This window comes from Bacteroides difficilis (genome assembly GCF_048319815.1).
Lineage (GTDB): Bacteria > Bacteroidota > Bacteroidia > Bacteroidales > Bacteroidaceae > Bacteroides > Bacteroides zhangwenhongii.
The window spans coordinates 4,015,624-4,031,836 of the sequence record NZ_CP182814.1 but is presented as its reverse complement, the minus strand read 5'-3'; the positions used below and the strand labels follow the sequence as shown (position 1 = coordinate 4,031,836).

6 protein-coding genes are annotated in these 16,213 nt (G+C 42.5%); all 6 read left to right on the top strand.

Translation table 11 applies throughout. The features are described from left to right. The first annotated feature begins 72 nt into the window (after window positions 1-72). Complete coding sequence (locus ACNOGP_RS15880; protein ID WP_418213169.1) at window positions 73-3,390, top strand: glycosyl hydrolase; 3,318 nt, start codon at window positions 73-75, stop codon at window positions 3,388-3,390. A gap of 19 nt (window positions 3,391-3,409) precedes the next feature. After that, window positions 3,410-4,843, top strand: coding sequence for a sialate O-acetylesterase (locus ACNOGP_RS15875; RefSeq protein ID WP_418213168.1), 1,434 nt, complete (start codon window positions 3,410-3,412; stop codon window positions 4,841-4,843). 52 nt (window positions 4,844-4,895) lie between these two features. Further along, window positions 4,896-7,247: a DUF5703 domain-containing protein gene (locus tag ACNOGP_RS15870; protein ID WP_418213167.1), complete on the top strand. Its 2,352-nt coding sequence runs from the start codon at window positions 4,896-4,898 to the stop codon at window positions 7,245-7,247. 52 nt (window positions 7,248-7,299) lie between these two features. Then, window positions 7,300-9,939, top strand: a complete 2,640-nt coding sequence (locus ACNOGP_RS15865; protein ID WP_418213166.1) for a glycoside hydrolase family 2 protein — start codon at window positions 7,300-7,302, stop codon at window positions 9,937-9,939. Between the two features lie 92 nt (window positions 9,940-10,031). After that, window positions 10,032-14,462, top strand: coding sequence for a two-component regulator propeller domain-containing protein (locus ACNOGP_RS15860; RefSeq protein WP_418213165.1), 4,431 nt, complete (start codon window positions 10,032-10,034; stop codon window positions 14,460-14,462). A gap of 58 nt (window positions 14,463-14,520) precedes the next feature. Further along, window positions 14,521-16,203, top strand: coding sequence for a polysaccharide lyase (locus ACNOGP_RS15855; RefSeq protein WP_418213164.1), 1,683 nt, complete (start codon window positions 14,521-14,523; stop codon window positions 16,201-16,203). The last annotated feature ends 10 nt before the right edge of the window (window positions 16,204-16,213 follow it).

Sequence of the window (16,213 nt, the reverse complement as noted above, 5' to 3'; positions counted from 1 at the left end):
AATACTATTATCCTTGAATGAGTACAAAATAGCCCTATTTACGTCCTTTTTATAGAAAAAATATAGAAAGGAATGAAAAACCGACTAAAACAACAAATATTTGCATTTACCTTGTTGGTATGGACTGTTGCATATTCAAGTAACGCCCAACAAACAGGCTCACTTCGTGAACTATTCCAACACCCGTCCGATGAAGCGAAACCTTGGACATTCTGGTACTGGATGTATGGCGTTGTATCTAAAGAAGGAATTACTGCGGATTTAGAGGCTATGAAACATGCAGGGCTCGGAGGAACTTATCTAATGCCAATCAAGGGAGTTAAAGAAGGGGCAGAATATAATGGCAAAGCACAACAGCTGACTCCTGAATGGTGGAAAATGGTGCGTTTCAGTATGGAAGAAGCGGATCGGTTAGGGTTGAAGCTCGGAATGCATATTTGTGACGGTTTCGCATTAGCAGGAGGTCCTTGGATTACTCCGGAAGAGTCAATGCAAAAAGTAGTATGGAGCGATACGATTGTAGACGGAGGGAAACTCAACGCCATTCGTCTGCCAAAGCCGGAAACTTATGAAGGCTATTACAAAGACATTGCACTATTTGCTCTACCGACAGAAGATGAAACAGACGAAACGCCTACAAAGATTACTTGTGTCAATCTGACAACAACGAAAAATATAAAACCGGCTCAAACAGTGAATATGGATGCAGCAGGAGTGATCCGCTCTTCCTATCCTTGTTATATTCAATATGAATATGCACAACCGTTTACTTGCCGCAATATAGAGATCGTTCTAAATGGTAACAATTATCAAGCACATCGTTTGAAGGTAATGGCAAGTAGTGATGGGGTTAACTATCATTTTGTGAAACAGTTGATACCAGCCCGTCAAGGATGGCAGAATACGGATGAAAATTCCACTCATGCAATTCCTGCAACTACTGCCCGTTATTTCCGTTTCTACTGGACACCCGAAGGAAGTGAACCGGGAAGCGAAGATATGGACGCAGCAAAATGGAAACCGAACTTGAAAATCAAAGAACTGCGTTTACATAGAGAAGCCCGTTTGAATCAGTGGGAAGGAAAAGCCGGACTGGTATGGCGTGTTGCTGAATCTACTAAAGAAGAGGAAATAGGAAAGAAAGACTGTTATTCACTCTCACAGATTATCAACTTGACTGATCAATATAAGAATCTTCCGACCGATACCTCTAAAGAGAAAACATTGACGGCTATTCTCCCAAAAGGAAAATGGAAATTACTCCGTATGGGGCATACGTCTACCGGACATACGAATGCAACAGCCGGTGGGGGAAAGGGATTGGAATGTGATAAATTTAATCCTGTAACAGTACGAAAACAGTTTGATAATTGGTTCGCACAAGCATTTGTAAAGACCAACCCCGATGTAGCGCGTCGTGTATTGAAGTATATGCACGTGGATAGCTGGGAATGTGGAAGTCAGAATTGGAATTCTAATTTTGCCTCAGAATTTCAGAAACGTCGTGGTTATGACTTGATACCTTATCTGCCGTTGTTGGCGGGTATTCCGATAGAAAGTGCTGAACGAAGTGAAAAAATTCTGCATGATGTCCGTACAACAATTGCTGAATTGGTAGTAGATGTGTTCTATCAAGTATTAGCAGATTGTGCTAAAGAATACGATTGCCAGTTCTCAGCCGAATGTGTAGCCCCGACAATGATAAGCGACGGTTTACTACATTATCAAAAGGTAGATCTTCCTATGGGAGAATTTTGGCTGAACAGTCCTACACATGACAAACCGAATGATATGCTTGATGCTATCAGTGGAGCACATATCTACGGAAAAAATATTATTCAGGCTGAAGGATTCACCGAAGTACGCGGGATATGGGACGAATATCCCGCTATGCTGAAAGCATTGCTGGATCGTAACTACGCATTGGGAATCAATCGCCTTTTCTATCATGTATATGTACATAATCCTTGGCTGAATCGTAAGCCCGGCATGACATTGGATGGTATCGGTCTTTTCTTTCAAAGGGACCAGACTTGGTGGAATAAAGGTGCCAAAGCATTATCCGAATATGCTACCCGTTGCCAATCGTTATTACAATATGGGCGTCCGGTAACCGATATAGCCGTTTTTACAGGCGAAGAAATACCAAGACGTTCGGTACTGCCGGAACGTTTAGTTCCCTCCCTCCCGGGAATATTCGGTGATGAACGGGTGGCAAGCGAACGTATCCGTTTGGCAAACGAGGGACAGCCTTTGAGAGTACGTCCGGTAGGCGTTACGCATTCGGCAAATATGGCAGATCCAGAAAAGTGGGTGAATCCACTTCGCGGATATGCATACGATAGTTTTAATAAAGACGCACTGCTTCGTTTGGCAAAAGCGGAAAACGGTAGAATAACGCTACCAGGAGGAGCTAGTTATAAAGTGCTGGTACTACCTCTTCCACGTCCGATGAATCCCGAACCTATATTATCTCCGGAAGTACAGAAGAAGGTTAATGAGTTAAAAGAAGCAGGAGTGTTAATTCCTTCTCTTCCTTATACAGAAAATGATTTCTCAGAGTATGGATTAGAACGTGATATGATTGTGCCCGAAGATATTGCATGGACACATCGATGCGGTGCGCTCGGTGATATTTATTTCATAGCCAACCAGCGGGGGGAAACGCGTACATTCACTGCCAGTATGCGTATCAATAGAAAGCCGGAATGTTGGAATCCGGTAACGGGCGAGATGAATGCCCATCCTGCCTATCAGATAAAAGATAGCCGGACGGAAGTGACTCTTACATTGGCCCCCAATGAATCTGTTTTCATTGTATATCCCATAACGGAGAACAATGAAGGAAAAGGACAGGAAGCCCCGTTGCAAAGAGTACAAAAAAGCAAGGATAAGCCGACTGAAAAGTCCAAGAATATAGCGATAGAACCGGAAAAATATACTGTAACATTTGTGGCTGACAATCAAACTGTCGCTCGAAGGGAACTTTTCGACTGGAGCAAAGAAGAGGACAAGCAGATTCGATACTATTCCGGAACTGCTATTTATCAAACCACTTTCTCTTGGAAGAATAAACAGCAAAAAGGTCAAGAAGTGTATTTGCATTTGGGAACCGTTTACAATCTGGCTACCGTCTATGTCAATGGAATAGACTGTGGAACTGTTTGGACAGCTCCCTATCGGGCTAATATCACTGCAGCTCTGAAAAAGGGAACAAATGAACTTGAAATAGAAGTAACAAACACATGGGCAAATGCCTTGAAGGGGGCAGATGAGGGCAAAGCACCTTTTGAAGGTATCTGGACAAATGCAAAATACCGGAAACAGGAGGATACATTACTGCCGGCAGGATTGCTCGGTCCGCTATGGTTAGAGCAAAACAATAAGTAATTAACATAATAATATGATAATGAAAAATTCAAGACTCAAGATGAGCATTTTATTAGCTGGTTCTCTGTTGGCTACATGCTTGTCAACACAGGCAGAAGTAAAGTTACCTGCTATTTTTTCTGACGGCATGGTGATGCAACAACAGACAAGCACGAATCTATGGGGTACAGCCACTCCCAACAAAAAAGTAACGGTAACTACCGGCTGGAACGGGAAACACTATGTGGTTACAGCAGACAAAAATGGTGCATGGAAATTGTCTGTTTCCACTCCTGAAGCCGGAGGTCCTTATGATATCACTTTCAATGATGGAAATACCAAAACACTGAGTAACATTCTGATAGGCGAATTGTGGCTATGTTCCGGACAAAGCAATATGGAAATGCCTATGAAAGGATTCAAGAACCAACCAGTAGAAAATGCTAATATGGATATTCTTCACAGTAAGAATCCGAGTATTCGCCTGTTCACCGTAAAACGTACTTCTACTTTTACCCCACAGAACGATGTTATCGGATCATGGAAAGAAGCAACTCCGGTCAGTGTACGCGATTTCAGTGCGACAGCTTATTATTTCGGCAGACTGGTCAATGAAATATTGGATGTGCCGGTAGGTTTGGTTGTAGCTGCTTGGGGTGGTTCCGCCTGCGAAGCATGGATGACAGCTGATTGGCTGAAAGCCTTTCCCGATGCGAAAATTCCTAAATCCGAAGAGGATATAAAATCAAAGAACCGTACTCCGACCGTGCTTTACAATGGTATGTTACATCCTCTCATCGGCATGACTATGAAAGGCGTTATCTGGTATCAAGGGGAAGATAATTGGAATCGTGCCCATACCTATGCAGATATGTTTACGACGTTAATTAACGGATGGCGTGCCGAATGGAAACAAGGCGACTTCCCTTTCTATTATTGTCAGATAGCTCCGTATGATTATGGAATTATTACAGAAAAAGGTAAAGAGATCATCAACTCCGCCTATCTTCGGGAAGCTCAGTCTAAAGTTGAACATCGTGTGAAGAACAGTGGTATGGCAGTATTGCTAGATGCAGGTATGGAAAAAGGAATCCATCCTTCAAAGAAAAAAACAGCCGGCGAACGTTTGGCGCTTCTGGCACTGACGAAGACATACGGAATAGAAGGAGTAAATGGCGAAAGTCCTTATTATAAAAGTATCGAAATAAAGAATGATACGGTTATTGTAAGTTTCGAACGTGCCAATATGTGGATTAGCGGTAAAGATTGTTTTGAATCACAGAATTTTGAAGTGGCGGGAGAAGATAAAGTGTTCTATCCTGCAAAGGCATGGATTCAACGCAGTAAAATGCTGGTAAAGAGTGATAAAGTCCCTCATCCGGTAGCTGTTCGTTATGGATTCAAGAATTATGTAGAAGGAGACGTTTATTGTGACGGACTGCCTTTGGGATCTTTCCGTTCGGACAATTGGTGATCCTGTTCACCACACTGTGGTGAACGAAACAAACTAATGAAGTGATAAATTTATGAATTATTTACGTCGCATTTTTGTTCTTTTATTCGTATTTGTTAGCGTGTCAGCTCTTTGGAGTCGGCATGCTAATGTCATTTGGAACACTCCCAGTCGGAATTCCTCCGAATCCATGCCCTGCGGTGGTGGTGATATCGGCATGAATATATGGGTGGAGGAAGGTGATATACTATTCTATCTGAGTCGTAGCGGTACATTCGACGAGAACAACTGCCAACTGAAACAAGGACGTTTTAGGATTCGTCTGTTTCCTAATCCATTCAAAGATGCAAAAGATTTCCGACAGGAACTGAAATTGAAAGACGGGTATGTAGAAGTATCGGCAGGAGGCACACAGATACAGTTTTGGGCAGATGTTTATCATCCGGTAGTCCATGTGGAAATCACCAACGCACAACCTTTGCGGACAGAAGTCTCTTATGAGAACTGGCGGTATAAGGAACGAATGATCAGAAAAGGAGAGGGGCAACAATGCTCTTACAAATGGGCACCCCCGAAAGGAGCTGTTACCACTGCCGACTTTGTTTCTTTATCTTCCAAAAGGGAACTACCAGGAATGACAAAAGAAAGAAACTTGCTTTTATTCTATCACCGTAATCCCGAACAAACAGTTTTTGACATTGCCGTAGCGCAACAAGGAATGGAAAATGTCAAATCTCAAATGATGAATCCTTTAAAGCATCTGACTTTCGGTGGCTATCTTTTCGGGGATAATCTGGAATATACAGGTACAACAGATAGTATCTATGCCGGTACAGACTACCGTGCCTGGAACTTTCGCTCCTCAAAAGCTTCCCGGAAGGAGCAGTTCTGTATCGTCCTGCACACAGAACAGACAGCAATAGTAGAACAATGGGAACAAGACTTGCAAATCAATCTGCAAAGAATAGCCCCACAAGGAAAGATTTCGTCAAAAATTGTATCACAGGATAAAAAACAAACTCGTCTGTGGTGGAATGCCTTTTGGCAACGCAGCTTTATCGAACCTATTGGAAATACAGAAAACAAAAATGATAACGATATAAAAAAAATTACCCGAAACTACACTCTTTTCCGCTATATGCTAGGTTGCAATGCTTACGGTAGTGTCCCGACCAAATTCAATGGTGGATTATTTACCTTTGATCCCTGTCATATAGACGAAAAACAGGCCTTCACTCCTGATTACCGTAAATGGGGAGGAGGTACGATGACCGCACAGAATCAGCGGCTTGTATACTGGCCGATGTTGAAAAGCGGAGACTTCGATATGATGTCTTCCCAATTCGATTTCTACAACCGCATGCTGAAAAATGCAGAACTCCGTACCCAAGTATATTGGCAACACAATGGAGCATGTTTCTGTGAGCAAATAGAAAACTATGGTTTGCCTAATCCTGCGGAGTATGGCTTCAAACGTCCGGAATGGTTTGACAAAGGACTGGAATATAATGCATGGCTGGAGTATGAGTGGGATACTATACTGGAATTCTGTCAAATGATATTGGAAACCAAGAATTATGCAAATGCAGACATTACTCCATATCTGCCTTTAATTGAAAGCTCGCTGACATTCTTTGACGAACATTATCGCCAACTTGCTTCCCGTCGAGGACGGAAAGCGCTGGATGGTAACGGACATCTTGTCCTGTTTCCGGGCTCTGCCTGTGAAACCTATAAGATGACTAACAATGCCAGCAGTACAATTGCCGCTTTGAAGACTGTATTGGAAAATTATGGAAAGAAAGATGAAATGCTGAAAACGATTCCTCCGATTCCATTGCGGTACATAGAAATCAAGGATTCCTTGAATCCCACAGCTTCACCCGAACTGAAGCAAACGATTTCTCCTGCTGTAAGTTGGGAACGAATCAATAATGTAGAAACTCCGCAATTGTATCCTGTATTTCCCTGGCGCATCTACGGAGTAGGAAAAGAAAATCTTGAATTAGCCCGTAATACTTATTTCTATGATCCGGAAGCAATCAGATTCCGTTCTCATGTCGGGTGGAAACAAGATAACATTTGGGCAGCTTGTCTGGGATTGACCGAAGAAGCCAAAAGGTTGACCCTCGCCAAACTGTCAAACGGTCCACATCGTTTTCCTGCTTTTTGGGGACCGGGATATGACTGGACACCCGATCACAACTGGGGAGGTAGCGGTATGATAGGACTTCAAGAAATGCTATTGCAGACTAATGGTGAGCAAATACTCCTTTTCCCCGCATGGCCTAAAGAATGGGATATACATTTCAAGCTTCATGCACCGGGTGAAACGACAGTAGAAGCAACCTTGAAAGACGGAAAAGTTACAGACTTGAAAGTTCTTCCCGAAAGTCGGAAAAAGGACATAATAATAATGATTTAAAAAGTCTACATCCCTATATTATGAAATGAAAGAAGCCATAAATAAAAGTATTATGAATAAAAGACTGTTTTTAATTTTATCAGCTTTTCTATTGTTATTCTCACTGATAGAGAAAGGGTGGACAATAGAAACTTACCGCCCCGAAACATCAGTTGCCGGATTCATTCAGCTTCTCGGTAGCGGACGACAAGTGTATAACTTCAATCCGGGATGGAGATTTTTCAAGGGGGACATTCGTGGAGCCGAATCCGTTGATTTCGACGACCGTTCCTGGACAATTGTTTCCACTCCTCATACAGTAGAGTTAATGCCTGCCGAAGCTAGCGGCTGCCGTAACTATCAAGGTCCTGCCTGGTATCGCAAGCATTTCGTACTTCCTGCGGAAACCAAAGGGAAACAGGTCCTGATCCACTTTGAAGCAGCGATGGGAAAGCAAGTCCTTTACTTAAACGGAAAGCGTATTCAAGAACATATTGGCGGTTATCTTCCTTTTACTTTGGATTTGACAGCCAATGGTGTACAGGCAGGAGACTCTTGTCTGCTTGCCGTTTTTATAGACAATAGCAATGATAAATCCTTTCCTCCCGGCAAGCCCCAATATACGTTGGATTTTGCCTATCATGGCGGTATCTACCGTGATGTATGGATGATAGCTAAATCACCGGTATCCATTACTGACGCAATAGAGTCCCAGACTATTGCAGGTGGTGGAGTTTTTGTTCATTTCGACAAGATCAGTGAAAAGAGCGCACAAGTTTATGTAAATACGGAACTACAAAATAAGAATCAGCGTTCCGAAACCGTTACTGTGGAAACGGCTCTGACAGATACTGATGGAAAGGTTATCAGACGAGCTTCCGGCAAGCTTTCCCTGAAACCCGGAGAAAAGAAAACGATCCGGCAGCAGATAGAGATAAAGAACCCTAAACTGTGGTCACCCGATTCACCTTATTTATATAGAGTGCAATCACGAGTTAAAAAAGGCAATCAGTCCATTGACGGAGGCATCACACGTATCGGAATCCGCCAAGCGGAATTTCGTGGCAAAGATGGTTTCTGGCTGAACGGAAAACCCTTCGGACAATTAGTAGGAGCCAACCGTCATCAAGACTTTGCATACGTAGGCAATGCCCTGCCTAATTCTCAGCAATGGCGGGATGCAAAACGCCTGCGGGATGCCGGTTGCACAATTATCCGGGTAGCACACTATCCACAAGATCCTGCTTTTATGGATGCTTGCGATGAACTCGGTATGTTTGTTATCGTAGCTACTCCGGGATGGCAATATTGGAACAAGGATGTGAAATTCGGAGAATTGGTTCATCAAAACACCCGCGAAATGATTCGTCGTGACCGTAATCACCCATCTGTTTTGATGTGGGAACCTATTCTGAATGAAACCCGCTATCCGCTCGACTTTGCCTTGAAAGCACTCGAAATAACCAAAGAAGAATTTCCTTATCCGGGACGTCCCGTAGCTGCTGCCGATGTGCATTCCGCCGGTGTGAAAGAACATTATGACGTTGTTTACGGTTGGCCGGGAGATGACGAAAAGACTGATAGGCCGGAGCAATGTATTTTCACCCGTGAATTCGGAGAGAATGTAGACGATTGGTACGCTCACAACAACAATAACCGTGCGAGCCGCAGTTGGGGGGAACGTCCGCTGCTCGTACAGGCGCTGTCTTTGGCTAAAAGTTATGATGAGATGTACCGTACTACCGGTCAGTTTATCGGTGGAGCACAATGGCATCCGTTCGATCATCAGCGCGGTTATCATCCCGATCCTTATTGGGGAGGTATATATGATGCTTTCCGACAAAAGAAATATGCCTACGAAATGTTCCGTAGTCAATCACCCGCCAATCTTCACCATCCGCTGACAGAATGTGGACCAATGGTATTCATTGCTCATGAAATGTCACAGTTCTCCGACAAGGATGTAGTGATATTCAGTAACTGCGACTCGGTGCGTCTTTCTATCTATGATGGGACGAAATCATGGACTAAGCCTGTAATTCATGCCAAAGGGCATATGCCGAATGCGCCTGTTATATTCGAAGATGTATGGGATTTCTGGGAAGCACGCGGATATAGCTATACACAGAAGAACTGGCAGAAAGTAAATATGGTTGCCGAAGGTATCATTGACGGAAAAGTGGTGTGTACACAAAAGAAAATGCCTTCCCGTCGGTCTACCAAACTTCGTTTATATGCAGATACTCAAAAAGTAAATTTGATAGCGGACGGTTCGGATTTCATTGTGGTAGTTGCCGAAGTGACAGATGATAGCGGTAATGTGCGTCGTCTGGCAAAAGAAAATATTGTATTCACTGTAGAAGGAGAAGGACAAATTATTGGTGACGCTACCATTGGCGCCAATCCTCGTACTGTAGAATTCGGTTCGGCTCCTCTGTTGGTCCGGTCTACTCGGAAAGCCGGAAAGATTAAAGTGAAAGCTCATGTACAATTTGAAGGAACACAGGCTCCTACGGCTGCCGAATTGGAGTTTGAAAGTATCCCGGCCGAATTTCCTTTCTGCTACAAAGAACAAACAATCGCTTCACCTACGATGAAAACCGGTTTGTCGGAAAGGAAATCGGAAGGAAAGGTACAGCTCACCGAAGAAGAACGCCAACGAGTATTGGACGAAGTAGAACGCCAACAGACTGAATTCGGAACTGAAAAATAGCACAAGAAACAATAAGAAGATAGTGATTCTAGTCACTATCTTCAAAAAAAAGACTACCTTTGGGAGCATTAAAACCTCTATTATTATCATAAATGAGAAAACGGAATATTCTAATACTATTATTATCGTTGATGGGCGTATGTGCTTTTGCCTATCCAAATATGATTGTAGAACATTATACGGCTGAACGTGGTTTGCCCAATAACATCGTCAACTGCACTTTAAAAGGGACAGATGGATTTGTCTGGTTTGGCACATGGTACGGATTATGCAGCTTTGACGGAGCTAAATTCCGTTCGTATGATAATCGGGACGGTTTTTATTCTGCAGATATTCCTCCTCGCAAGATTCAGCGTATTGTGGAAGATAAGAATGGTTTTCTATGGCTCAAGACTATTGACCGCAAACTATATTTATTTGACAAGAAGCATGAAACTTTTCATGCCGTCTATGATGATGTAAAAGAATACTCCGAGAATATTCAGATTATCAAAATTCAAACGACAGAAGACGGAGACGTTCTACTGTTGACTAAAGATAAAAGTTTGTTGCGTGCACATACCGATGAAACAGGTAAGATTACAATGAAGCAGTTGCACGACTCACGCCCCAACGTGAACGTATATGATATGCGTTTGAAACATAATGTGTTTTGTGAAACTGCTGAATTTATTAATTGGATAGGTATGGACTACCAGATTCTGTCTCTTAGAAAAGGGAGTGCCTTGAAAGATAAACCTGCCGATTTTATTGGAAAAAAAGTTTCTGCCGATCCCAAATTATTCACTTGCGCTTCTTATAATTCCAAGTTCCTGTGGCTAGGAGATCAAAACGGGCATATCTATAGTATTGATCCTCAAAATGGGGTTGTGAATCGTTACGAGGTACCGGAGATCAAACAGGCTATCTCTCGTTTACTGGTCACCGAGTCCGGCTTGATGTATATAACTACCAATGACGGAGCATATGAATACAACATCGGTTACAAACAGCTAACCAAACTACCGTTTACAATCCCCCAAGAGAATAGTGGCATCATATTCTATGACAAATATGATAAAATATGGTTTCAGGAAGGCAATCACGCATTGATATATTATGATCCTCTGAATAAAAGCAGTCATCGTTTTACTTTTCCCAATCAGAATACCATTGGCAATTTTGAGATGCAGGATGCAGGTGAGCAAGGAATGTTTTTCCTCACTCCGGGCGGAGAAATTCTTCTTTTCGACAGGGATAAACTGGAAATGACCCGTATCAATCAAATGAAACCTTTTTCTGAGGATCTTCCCAATCAACTTTTTTTTCATTTGTTATTGGATAAAGATGGAATCCTTTGGTTAGCATCTACCGGTAGCGGGGTGTATCGAGTGAACTTCCCCCAAAAACAATTCCAGTTGCTGACCGATGTATCTCCCGTTCCAGTTTCTACGGAAAAACAGACATCCCGGAATCAAGGAATCCGTGCTCTCTATCAGGCACAAAACGGAGATATTTGGGTAGGAACCCGATGGCAGGCCCTATACCGTCTTGATCGTAATGGACAAGTGAAGCAGATTTTCTCGGACCAGAACTACCTGCTGGGAGCTGTCTATCATATTATGGAAGATAAAGACGGAAATCTATGGTTCTCTACCAAAGGTAATGGATTGGTGAAAGCTGAACCGGATATGAACTCACCTCATGGACTGCGTTTTACCCGTTACAAGAATGATCCGAAAGATTCAAACTCCATTAGTAATAATGACGTATACTTTACTTACCAAGATAGTCAGGAACGCATTTGGGTAGGATTATTGGGAGGAGGATTAAATCTGATTGCCGAAGAAAACGGAGAAGTTGTTTTCAAACATAAATACAACGGACTGAAACAGTATCCTCCTTATGGACTATATATGGAGGTACGCACAATGACAGAAGATGAAGACGGCCGGATATGGGTAGGAACAATGGATGGTTTAATGTCTTTCGACGGACATTTTGCAACACCCGAACAGATACAATTTGAGACTTACCGTCAAGTCAGCGAACGATCCAATGTCGCTGATAATGATATTTATGTGCTATATAAGGACACTGACTCACAAATCTGGGTAAGCGTATTTGGTGGAGGTCTGAACAAACTTGTTCGATATGATAAAGAAAAGCATGAACCGATCTTTAAATCATACGGCATACGTGAAGGAATGAATAATGACGTGGTCAAGTCAATTGTAGAAGATAAAAACGGAAATCTCTGGTTTACAACAGAAATCGGTTTGTCCTGCTTTAATAAAGCTACCGAACAGTTCCGCAATTATGATAAATATGACGGTTTCCTAAACGTAGAATTGGAAGAGGGAAGTACACTTCGTACATTAAACGGAGATTTATGGCTCGGTACACGACAAGGTATATTGGCATTTTCTCCGGATAAGTTGGAAACACAACACATGGACTATGATACACGTATTGTCGATTTCAAAGTATCCAATCGCGATCTGCGGAGTTTTCAGGATTGCCCCATTCTAAAAGAATCCATTATTTATACCGATGCGATTCAACTGAAATACAACCAGTCCATGTTCACAATAGAATTCGCCGCTCTGAATTTTTATAATCAGAACAGAGTATCTTATCGTTACATACTTGAAGGATATGAAAAAGAATGGCATTATAATGGAAAGAACCGGATTGCTTCTTATACCAATGTGCCTCCCGGTGATTATATTTTCCGTGTAGAAACGCTGGATGAAGCCAATCCCGAACTTGTTTCGAGCCGAACTTTAGCCGTTACGGTTCTTCCGCCCTGGTGGTTGAGTTGGTGGGCAATGATTATTTATGTCATACTTGGATTGGCAGCTCTTTATTTCGGTTTGCGCCTGGCTTTCTTCATGATCAAAATGAAGAATGATATCTATATCGAGCAAAAAGTATCGGAAATGAAAATTAAGTTCTTTACCAATATTTCCCATGAACTTCGCACTCCCTTGACATTGATAAAAGGACCTATACAGGAACTGAAAGAACGGGAAAAATTATCCCCGAAAGGATTGCAATATGTTGATCTGATGGAGAAGAATACCAACCAAATGTTACAATTGGTGAATCAGATATTGGATTTCCGGAAGATTCAGAATGGCAAGATGCGCCTGCATGTTTCTTTGATTGATTTTAATGAAATGATAGCTTCTTTCCAGAAAGAATTCCGTGTGCTTTCAGAAGAAAATGAAGTTAGTTTCACTTTCCAGTTACCGGACGAATCTATTATGGTATGGGCAGACAAGGAAAAATTAAGTATTGTCATCCGCAACATTATATCCAATGCGTTTAAGTTCACGCATTCCGGCGGAAGTATCTACGTCACTACCGGATTGACGGATGACGGAAAACGCTGTTTCGTACGGGTAGAAGATAATGGAGAGGGCATTCCACAAAGTAAGCTGACTGAAATATTCGAACGCTTCTCACAAGGAGAGAATACAAAGAATCCATACTATCAAGGTACAGGCATTGGTCTGGCACTTTCTAAAGAAATCGTAAACCTGCATCATGGCTCTATTTATGCTGAAAGTCCCGAAGGACAGGGAGCCGTATTTACAGTTGAACTTCTAATGGATAAGGAACACTATCGTCCGTCGGAAGTCGACTTCTATGTCAGCGACACGGAAACTGCTCCAACCGCTTCCGAAGAAGAAGCTGTTACGAATATTCCTTCGGTAGAAACTACAGAAGAAGAACCGGAAATAGACTCTTCACTACCGACCCTGTTATTAGTAGAAGATAACAGAGATCTTTGTCAACTGATAAAATTGCAATTAGAAGACAAATTCAACATCCATATTGCCAATAATGGAGTAGAAGGTTTGAAGAAAGTCCATCTTTACCATCCGGACATTGTGGTGACAGATCAGATGATGCCTGAGATGGACGGGCTGGAAATGTTACAGTCTATCCGTAAAGATTTCCAGATCAGCCATATTCCTGTAATAATACTGACTGCAAAGAATGATGAAGGTGCCAAGACAAAAGCCATAACTTTGGGTGCCAATGCTTATATAACCAAACCATTCAGCAAAGAATACCTGTTGGCACGAATCGACCAGTTATTGTCTGAGCGGAAATTATTCCGTGAACGTATCCGACAGCAAATGGAGAACCAGACAACGACGGAAGAGGATAGTTATGAACAGTACTTGGTAAAGAAAGATGTACAGTTCCTTGAGAAAATCCATCAAGTGATCGAAGAGAATATGGATGATAGTGATTTCAATATAGATACAATAGCTTCCGGTATCGGTTTGAGTCGTTCGGCATTCTTTAAAAAGTTGAAGAGCCTGACCGGGTTAGCCCCCGTAGATTTGGTTAAAGAAATTCGTCTGAACAAATCTATTGAACTAATTAAGAGTACGGATTTAAGTGTTTCCGAAATTGCTTTTGCTGTCGGATTCAAGGATTCCGGCTATTACAGTAAATGTTTCCGGAAGAAATATAACCAGACTCCCCGCGAATATATGAATGAATGGCGGAAAGGAGAGAAATAACCGGTTACAAAACGCTTTCTTAATCGTCTTTTTAGAAAACCTATTAAGATTCGAAAGAATGAACAACATCAAGAAAGTATTATCAGCATGGATGCTGGTTGCCTGTGTATTACCTGTGGCAGCGCAGTATCCGGTGATTCCGGACTCTGTAAAGGCAAGAGGGGCAAAACAAGAAGCCGAGTTTGAACATCAATCAAATGTAGCATGGGAAAAAGCTCTGCCGACAGTTTTGGAAGAGGCACAAAAAGGACGTCCCTATAAACCGTGGGCTTCAAAACCGGAAGATTTGGTAAAAAGTAATATCCCCGCTTTTCCCGGTGCGGAGGGAGGGGGAATGTATACTCCCGGTGGTCGTGGAGGGAAAGTAATCGTAGTCACCTCGCTCGAAGATTCCGGTCCCGGAACATTCCGTGAAGCTTGTGAAACGGGGGGAGCACGTATTATCGTCTTCAATGTATCGGGCATAATACATCTCAAGAGTCCTATCAGTGTACGTGCGCCGTATGTGACCATTGCCGGACAAACGGCTCCGGGAGACGGCATTTGTGTGACAGGACAGTCTTTTCTGATTGATACACACGATGTTGTTATCCGTCATATGCGTTTCCGTCGTGGTGCACAGGATGTTGCCTTTCGTGATGATGCGGTAGGCGGAAATGCAGTCGGGAATATCATGATAGACCACTGTTCGGCAAGTTGGGGACTGGATGAAAATATGTCTATCTACCGACACGTATACAATAGAGGTGCGGATGGACACGGACTGAAACTTCCGACTGTAAATATCACTATTCAGAACTCTATATTCTCCGAAGCGTTGGACACTTACAATCATGCTTTCGGCGCTACCATCGGCGGGCATAACAGTATGTTCTGCCGCAATCTATTTGCTTCCAATATCAGCCGTAACAGTTCGGTAGGGATGGACGGAGATTTCAATTTTGTTAATAATGTCGTATTTAATTGGTGGAATCGTTCAGTGGACGGAGGAGATAATAAAAGTTTCTATAACATGATTAATAATTACTTCAAACCGGGCCCCATTACTCCATTAGACAAACCGATCTCATATCGTATCCTCAAACCGGAAGCCGGACGTGACAAAAACCGTCCTTTATCTTTTGGAAAAGCTTATGTCAACGGAAATATCATTCATGGAAATGCAAAAGTGACAAAGAACAATTGGGATGGCGGTGTACAGCTAAAAGATGACGTAGACTCAGAAAAGTTCCTTCCGCAAATTAAATCGGACGAAGCATTCAAAATGCCTCCTGTCACTATAATGGATACTTCAAAAGCCTATAACTTTGTATTGGACAATGCAGGAGCCAACTTTCCAAAACGTGATGCGGTTGATTCCCGTGTGATCAAAACAGTACGGACGGGTAAAGCCATTTATGTAAAAGACGCTCCGGAATTTGTGTCACCATATGTAAAGAGACGTTTACCGGCAGACTCTTATAAACAAGGAATTATTACAGACATCCGTCAAGTAGGCGGGCTCCCCGAATATAAAGGAGAATCGTATGCCGATACAGATAATGACGGGATGCCGGATGTTTGGGAAGTTGCCAACGGGCTGAATCCGAACGATCCTTCCGACGCAGTGAAAGATTGTAATGGGGACGGCTATACTAACATTGAGAAATATATCAATGGTATCGATACAAAGAAGAAAGTGGATTGGACAGATTTGAAAAACAATCATGATACACTTTCTAAAAGGAAAAGTCTGTTTTAGCCAAATAAAT